General features: G+C 68.1%; 4 protein-coding genes, 1 tRNA gene and 1 pseudogene. 1 reads left to right on the top strand and 5 read right to left on the bottom strand.

All coding sequences use genetic code 11. The features are described 5' to 3' along the window. Window positions 1-80: 80 nt before the first annotated feature. Window positions 81-165, top strand: a tRNA-Leu gene (locus NLI01S_RS22555). A 30-nt stretch (window positions 166-195) separates the two neighbouring features. Here NLI01S_RS22555 and NLI01S_RS22560 read toward each other — a convergent pair. From NLI01S_RS22560 to NLI01S_RS26125, 5 genes and pseudogenes are all read right to left on the bottom strand, one after another. Continuing rightward, window positions 196-1152, bottom strand: a complete 957-nt coding sequence (locus NLI01S_RS22560; protein ID WP_223809343.1) for an FkbM family methyltransferase — start codon at window positions 1150-1152, stop codon at window positions 196-198. Window positions 1153-1420: 268 nt separating this feature from the next. Next, window positions 1421-3673, bottom strand: coding sequence for a terpene synthase family protein (locus NLI01S_RS22565; RefSeq protein WP_067608134.1), 2253 nt, complete (start codon window positions 3671-3673; stop codon window positions 1421-1423). 62 nt (window positions 3674-3735) lie between these two features. Next, a complete protein-coding gene (locus NLI01S_RS22570; protein WP_084392813.1) occupies window positions 3736-5001 on the bottom strand; it encodes a 4-hydroxy-3-methylbut-2-enyl diphosphate reductase in 1266 nt (421 codons plus the stop codon). A 27-nt stretch (window positions 5002-5028) separates the two neighbouring features. Next, window positions 5029-6066, bottom strand: coding sequence for a family 2 encapsulin nanocompartment cargo protein polyprenyl transferase (locus NLI01S_RS22575; RefSeq protein WP_067608137.1), 1038 nt, complete (start codon window positions 6064-6066; stop codon window positions 5029-5031). 11 nt (window positions 6067-6077) lie between these two features. Beyond that, a pseudogene (locus NLI01S_RS26125) lies at window positions 6078-6483 on the bottom strand (Crp/Fnr family transcriptional regulator); the annotation flags it as partial.

Consider the following 6483-nt stretch of genomic DNA (forward strand, 5'->3'; position numbering starts at 1 on the left):
ACCACCGAAAAACTGGTTCGGGGCCCCTCAGACCTTTGCTATGGTTGAACCTGTTCGGCGCTACGGCGCCAGACACCCACGTCCGGGTGGCGGAATAGGTAGACGCGCTAGCTTGAGGTGCTAGTGGCCGTTAAGGCTGTGGGGGTTCAAGTCCCCCCTCGGACACAAAGGAAAGCCCTGGTGACAGGGCTTTTTTTATGCCCTGAGCATGGACGTCGGCACGCAGGTCTCCAGGGCCCGGCCCCAGGCCCGAGTGTCCGCCCAGAAGGCGTCGGACGGTGTTTCCGGGGCGAAGAGCCACATGCGCTGGTCGGCGTCGGCGCTCCGGCCGTCGATCACACCTCGGGTGGGCGGGGGCACCTCGTCCCCGAGTCGGTACCAGCCGTAGTCGAGTGGGCGCATCAGCCTCATGAGTCGTTTCTCGACACCGCGCCCCGGCAGCACCTCGCAGAGGATCCAGGGACGAAAAGCACGCAGTGCCTCGATACCGCCCGCGATGACCTCGGGTTCGGTGGTCTCGGTGTCGATCTTGACCACGGCCGGAACGGTTCCGGTGCGCTCACACCAGCGGGACAGAGTGTCCACCCGCACCTCGATCCGCTCGGCCGCGGGACGGAACCCCTTCGCCAGTGAGTTCGACGCGTCCGAGGTGGAGGAGAGCGTGAAGGAGGCCCGCCCGAAACGGTCGCCCAGCGCGCACTCCACCACCGCGATCGGGAGTCCGTTGGCCGCGGCCAGTTCCCGCGCGGTGGCCGCGACCCGCGGAGTGGGTTCGAAGGCGTGCACCGGGCGCGTGCCGCGCGCGGCCGCGAGCAGGCCGTACACGCCCACGTTCGCGCCGATGTCCAGGACCGCGCCCGGACCGGCGTGGTCCAGGGCGGCGAGGAAGCAGGCCAGGGTCTCGGGTTCGAATCCGGCGAGCCCTTCCCGTTCGAGCTTTCGCGGGGCCCAGAGTCCGCCCGGCACGGTGAAGGAGAGGGTCTCCGGACCCGCGTCGGTACCGTTCTCACGGATGGGGAGCGCCAAATCGAAGCGGCGCTCCCTCCAGGACGGCTCGATCCCGCCGATCCCCCGGGGGAGCCCACCACGGACGCTCCGCACCGTCTCTCGTAGCGCCGGGTGGCGTCGCACGAAGTCACGAATCCGGTTCACGAGCACAGGACCTCCCGAAGTCTGGGTCTCTCGACCACGGGGGATGTGCGCGGTGCCGTGTTGCCGCCGCGGGCCCCACTATGCCTTCGCGCGTGCGCCGCGAACACTCATGACACGGGGATTTCCCACGACTCTCACCGGGACTTCGCCGCTCGGCGGACCCGAACCGGCCCGGGTCCGCCGAGGTCGGGCCCCCTCCGCCAAAGGGACCCCGGCGTATTCGCCGAGGCCCCTACCCTCTTATCGGCCCGACCATCGCGTTCACCGTTCAGTCCGGTCGACGTTCCCTCGTCATCGTGGCGACTCGGGCCGCGGAGGTGCCCAGGCCGGTGGGCGCCCAGGCGTAGGCGAGCGGGACGGAGTCACGCACGTTCAGTGGGGAACGCAGTCGACGTTGCTCCGTCTCGGTGTAGCGGACGCACTTGCGGTGCCACTCCAGGATTCCCGACATCCATTCCTTCATGTCGTCGGCGTCGCGGGTGAGCACGCTACGGGTGTGTTCGTCCAGGTCGAAGTCCTCGAACAACTTGGGCAGATCGTTGGCGAGGATGTGCTCGAACTGCTCCATACGCGCTCGCATCAGGTCGGCCACGACCATGCTCGCCTGGTGACGGTCGAGGTCGAGGAAGTTCTCCACCACCAGGACCAGGTTGTGCACCTCCCCCTCGAACTCGACCTCCTTCTGGTAGGAGAACAGGTCGTTGGTGAAGCACGCGTAGTCCTGGGCCGAGGTCTCCAGCTCACGCATGGTCCTGGTCTGGAAGAGCTCTTCCGGTACCTCCGAGAAGTGCGCCAGTTTGGCCAGGCTCCTCGTCATGTCCGACCCGAAGGTCCGACGGCGCATCTCCAGGTAGTCGATCGGGTCCGGCACACGGTGGGCGGCCTGGTTGTCCAGCTCCCACAACCAACTCGAGGTCATGTCCTCCACCGCCTTGCGGAAGAACCTGCGGGCGGAGGCGCTCATGGGACCCGCGGTGCGGCGCCACAGATCGGCCAGACCTCGTTCCATCGGACCGATCGGCTCCGGGGTCGCACCGAGATCCAGCGGCATGAACTCCGAGAAGCGTTGGTTGCAGAGCCTGGCCGCCGCGAGATCGCGGGTAGCGCCGAACACCACGGGGAAGTAGTCGTCACCGTAGGTGCCCCACGCCAGCCAGTCCGAGGTCAAACAGAGCTGGGCGAAGGTCGCGTCGGCGTGGATCATGGCGGCGCAGTGGGCCAGGTCCAGGCCGATGAACTGACGTTCGTCCCACACTCCACCGACCTCGATACCGGGAACGGAGTCGAAGAAGCCCATGCTCCGGGCCCAGCCCACCGCGTAGCGTCGGGCGTCGTCGATGTACCGGTTCGTGCGGATGGGGAACGGCATGTGGAGCTTTGGCACCTCCAGCGGCCCCACCCGCTGGAACACCGGTGGCGCGTGCTTGCGAGCACGACGCCGCACCCCTGGAAGCACCGGGCGGGCGGCCGAGGTGCCCAACCCGGTGGGGCCACCGGGCACACCGCTCGGGCGAGCGGTCATCGATTCGTTCATGTACCGATTGGAGCGTGCGTGCCACTCGTGTCCGCCCGCCTGCCAGTCCTGGAGTCCCTTGACGTAGTGGGCCACACCGACCTGCGCGTGCGGGGGCACGGCGTGTTCGGCGAGCAGTTCCGGGACCTCTCCCAACGCCGTGTCCTCGAACTGCACCAACCGTGAGGTCAGCAGAACGTTGACCACCTCGGCGGACTGCTGGGTGGAGTAACCGAAGAAGTGCTCGAAGACGAGCACTGCGTTGGAGTTCTCTCCCTCCTCCTGTACCTCACGTTGGTAGGAGAAGAGGTCGTTGCGCAGATGCACCGCGTCGGAGAACGTGTCCGACAGGACCCTCAGTGGGCGACTCTCGGCGACGCCCTCGGGAAGTTCCGCGCCCACGGCGACCTCGACGAGGTTGGCCGACCAAGGCGCCCCGCCGACCCTGCGCCTCATCTGGATGTACTCGATCGGGTTGGCGATCCGGTCGCGGTCGATGTTGTCCAGCTCCCACATGGACTCGACCATCAGGTTGTGGGTGCTGGTGATGAATCGTCGTCGCCAGTCGTCCGACATCGACGGGATCGTACGAAGCCACAGGTCCGCCAGTCCCGCCTCTGCGGGGTTGGTCGGGTCGCCCGGGGGCGCTCCGTCCTCGGTCATGAACGCCTCGAGGCGATCGAGGAAGGACTGTGCCCCCGTGAAGTCACGGGAGTACTTGAACCATTCGAGGAAGTAGTCGTCGAAGAAGAAGACCCAGACGTACCAGTCGGTGATCAGGTCCAGGGTGGGCCCATCACAGTCCGGATGGGTGTAGGCGCACATGAGCGCGTAGTCCATTCCGGCCAGGGCGGGCTCGTCCCAGACGAGGCCACCACCGGGTGTGGCCGAGTCGAGCATGCCCATGTTCCGAGCCCAGGCCATGCTGTGCGCGCGGGCTCGTTCCAGGTGGGGGTTGATCCTCGCCGGATGCGGCAGGTAGAAGTCGGGCAGGTCGAACGCTTGCATCAGGACGCCTGTTCTCGTCGGCCGGTCGGGGTCGTTGGTGCGGCGGTTCGGGGACGCCGCGGTCAGGGGGATCGGACGGGGAGTGGAAGAGTGAAACTCACCGTCTCGCGAGTGGTCTCGTGTTCGGAGACGCTCACCGGCCCCAGTCCCGCCAACACGGTGATGACGTTCTCCACCAGGTGGTGTGGCGCCGACGCGCCCGCGGAGAGTCCGACGGTCGCCACCCCGGCGAGCCATTCGGGCCGGATGTCGCGGGCGTCGTCGATGAGGTGGGCCGGTGTTCCACAGCGTTCGGCCCGCTCCACCAACCTCAGGGAGTTGGAGGAGTTCGACGAACCGACGACGAGGACGAGGTCGGACTCTGTCGCGATCGCCCTCAGCGCGTCCTGCCGGTTCGTGGTGGCGTAGCAGATGTCGTCGGAACCCGGTCCTCGCAGCGAGGGGAAACGGGCGCGCAGCGCATCGATCACCTCGTCCGTCTCGTCCACGGCCAGTGTGGTCTGGGTGAGGTAGGAGACCCGTTCGGGATCCTCGACCCGCAGGTGGGCGACGTCCTCGGGCGTCTCGACCAGCACGATCCGGTCCGGGGCCTCGCCCAGGGTGCCCTCGACCTCCTCATGTCCCGCGTGGCCGACCAGCACGATGGTGTCACCGCGTTCTGCGAACCGTCGGGCCTCCACGTGTACCTTGCCGACCAGGGGGCAGGTCGCGTCGATCACGTCCAGCCGCCGGCGGTCCGCCTCGACGCGGACCGCCGGTGATACCCCGTGCGCGGAGAACACCACGGTGGCCCCGTCGGGGACGGCGTCGAGTTCGTCCACGAACACCACGCCTCGTTCCTCGAGTTCGGCCACCACGTGCCGGTTGTGCACGATCTGTTTGCGCACGTGGATCGGTCCGCCCCGTTGCTCCAGCGCCCGTTCCACGATCTCGATGGCGCGTTCGACACCGGCGCAGAACGAGCGGGGAGCGGCGAGCAGGACGGAACGGGGGCCGGAGACCGCCGTCCAGGAGTCCACTACTTCGCGGACGACCACGGACCCGTGATGGTCGCGGGCGGCCGCCCCGATACCCGCCGCTTCTCCCGTGGTCTCCCAACACACGACCGGTCCACCGGCCGCCCCCGCGGGCGTGGATTCGATGTGGAGCGGACCGCGCCTGGTTCGCACACCACGTCGACGCATCTCCCCTTCGATCAGGTCGGCGGCGGGACAGGGGATGCTCGGCAGGTCCTCGCGCAGCAGTTCATCGGCCACCAGCACGGTGTCCGGCGCACATGGTCCGAACGTGTCCACCGTGCTCGTGGGTCGTGTTCGCGTGCTGGACATCTCTGGTCCTCCTCTGCACTCGGTCGGTCAGTGGTCGCGTTGGATGGCGAATCGGGCGAGGGCGCCGAGTTCCCCGGCGGGCCTCTCGACCAGGCCCGTGCCCTGGAGTTCGTTCAGTGCGCGGAGCAGCAGGGTGTCGGCCTGAGCTCGGCTCCACTCACGCCCGCCCGCGGCGTCGACCAGTTCCGCGGCACGGACGAGCTCGATGTCGGAGAGACTCCGTTCACGGAGGTAGAGGGTCGCCAACTCCCGTCCCGCCGGGGTGCCCGAGCGCAGGGCGGCCACCACGGGCAGGGACTTCTTACGGCTGCGCAGATCCGAATGGATCGACTTTCCGGTGACCTCGGGGCTCCCCCAGATTCCAAGGAGGTCGTCGACGTGTTGGAACGCCGTCCCGAAGAAGACACCGAAGCGGCGCAGAGATTCCGCCCGGGTACGGTCACCGCCGAACACGGCACCGAGCGCGGAGGCGCATCCGAGCAACGCTCCGGTCTTGCCCTCGACCATGCGAACGCACTCCGCCAGGTCGACGTCATGGCGGGTCTCGAAGTCGAGGTCCGCCGCCTGTCCGTTGATCAGGTCCAGTACCGCGGTGCTGAGCATCCGGGTGCCGTCCTGTGCCGCCTCGTGGCCGCTGGCCGCGAGCACGTCCATGGCCAGGGTGAGCAGGGCGTCACCGGCGAGGATCGACGGGTTGGCGCCGAACACGGTCCAAGCGGTGGGGCGGTGTCGGCGTGTCCTGTCCCCGTCCATGATGTCGTCGTGCAGGAGGGAGAAGTTGTGCACCAACTCCACGGCCACCGCGGCCGGTACCCCAGACTCGGTCGTTCCGCCCACGGCCTCCGCGGCCAGCAGGGCCAGCGTGGGCCGAATGGCCTTGCCGGAGTCCGCGTGCCCCTGGACACCGTTCTCGTCGCACCAACCGAAGTGGTAGGCGGCGATGCGCCGTACGGCGGGCGGGAGGGTGTCGACGGCGGCGCGCAGGGCGGGGGTGACCAGATCACGGCTTCGCGCCAGGATCACGCTCGGCGAGTCGCCCTCCGTGGTCTCTTCGATGATGGCCATGGACGTACTCCTCATCGCGTGATGTCGACGTTCTCGAGGATCCCCAGCGCGTCGGGCACCAGGACGGCCGCGGAGTAGTAGGTGCTGACCAGGTAGGAGAGGAGCGCCTGGTCGTTGATGCCCATGAAGCGCACGTTCAGCCCGGGCTCGTACTCGTCGGGGATCCCGGTCTGGTGCAGGCCCACCACGCCTTGAGCCTTCTCACCGGTGCGCATGGCCAGGATGGACGTGGTGTGGGATGCGGAGACGGGTACCTTGTCGCAGGGCAGGAGTGGCACACCGCGCCAGCTCATCATCTGGTGGCCCTCGACCTCGGTGGACTCCGGGTAGAGACCGCGGCGGTCGCATTCCCGTCCGAACGCGGCGATGGCCCGCGGATGGGCCAGCAGGAACCGCGTCTTACGCCGGCGTGAGAGC

The sequence above is a fragment of the Nocardiopsis listeri NBRC 13360 genome (genome assembly GCF_001570765.1).
GTDB lineage: Bacteria > Actinomycetota > Actinomycetes > Streptosporangiales > Streptosporangiaceae > Nocardiopsis > Nocardiopsis listeri.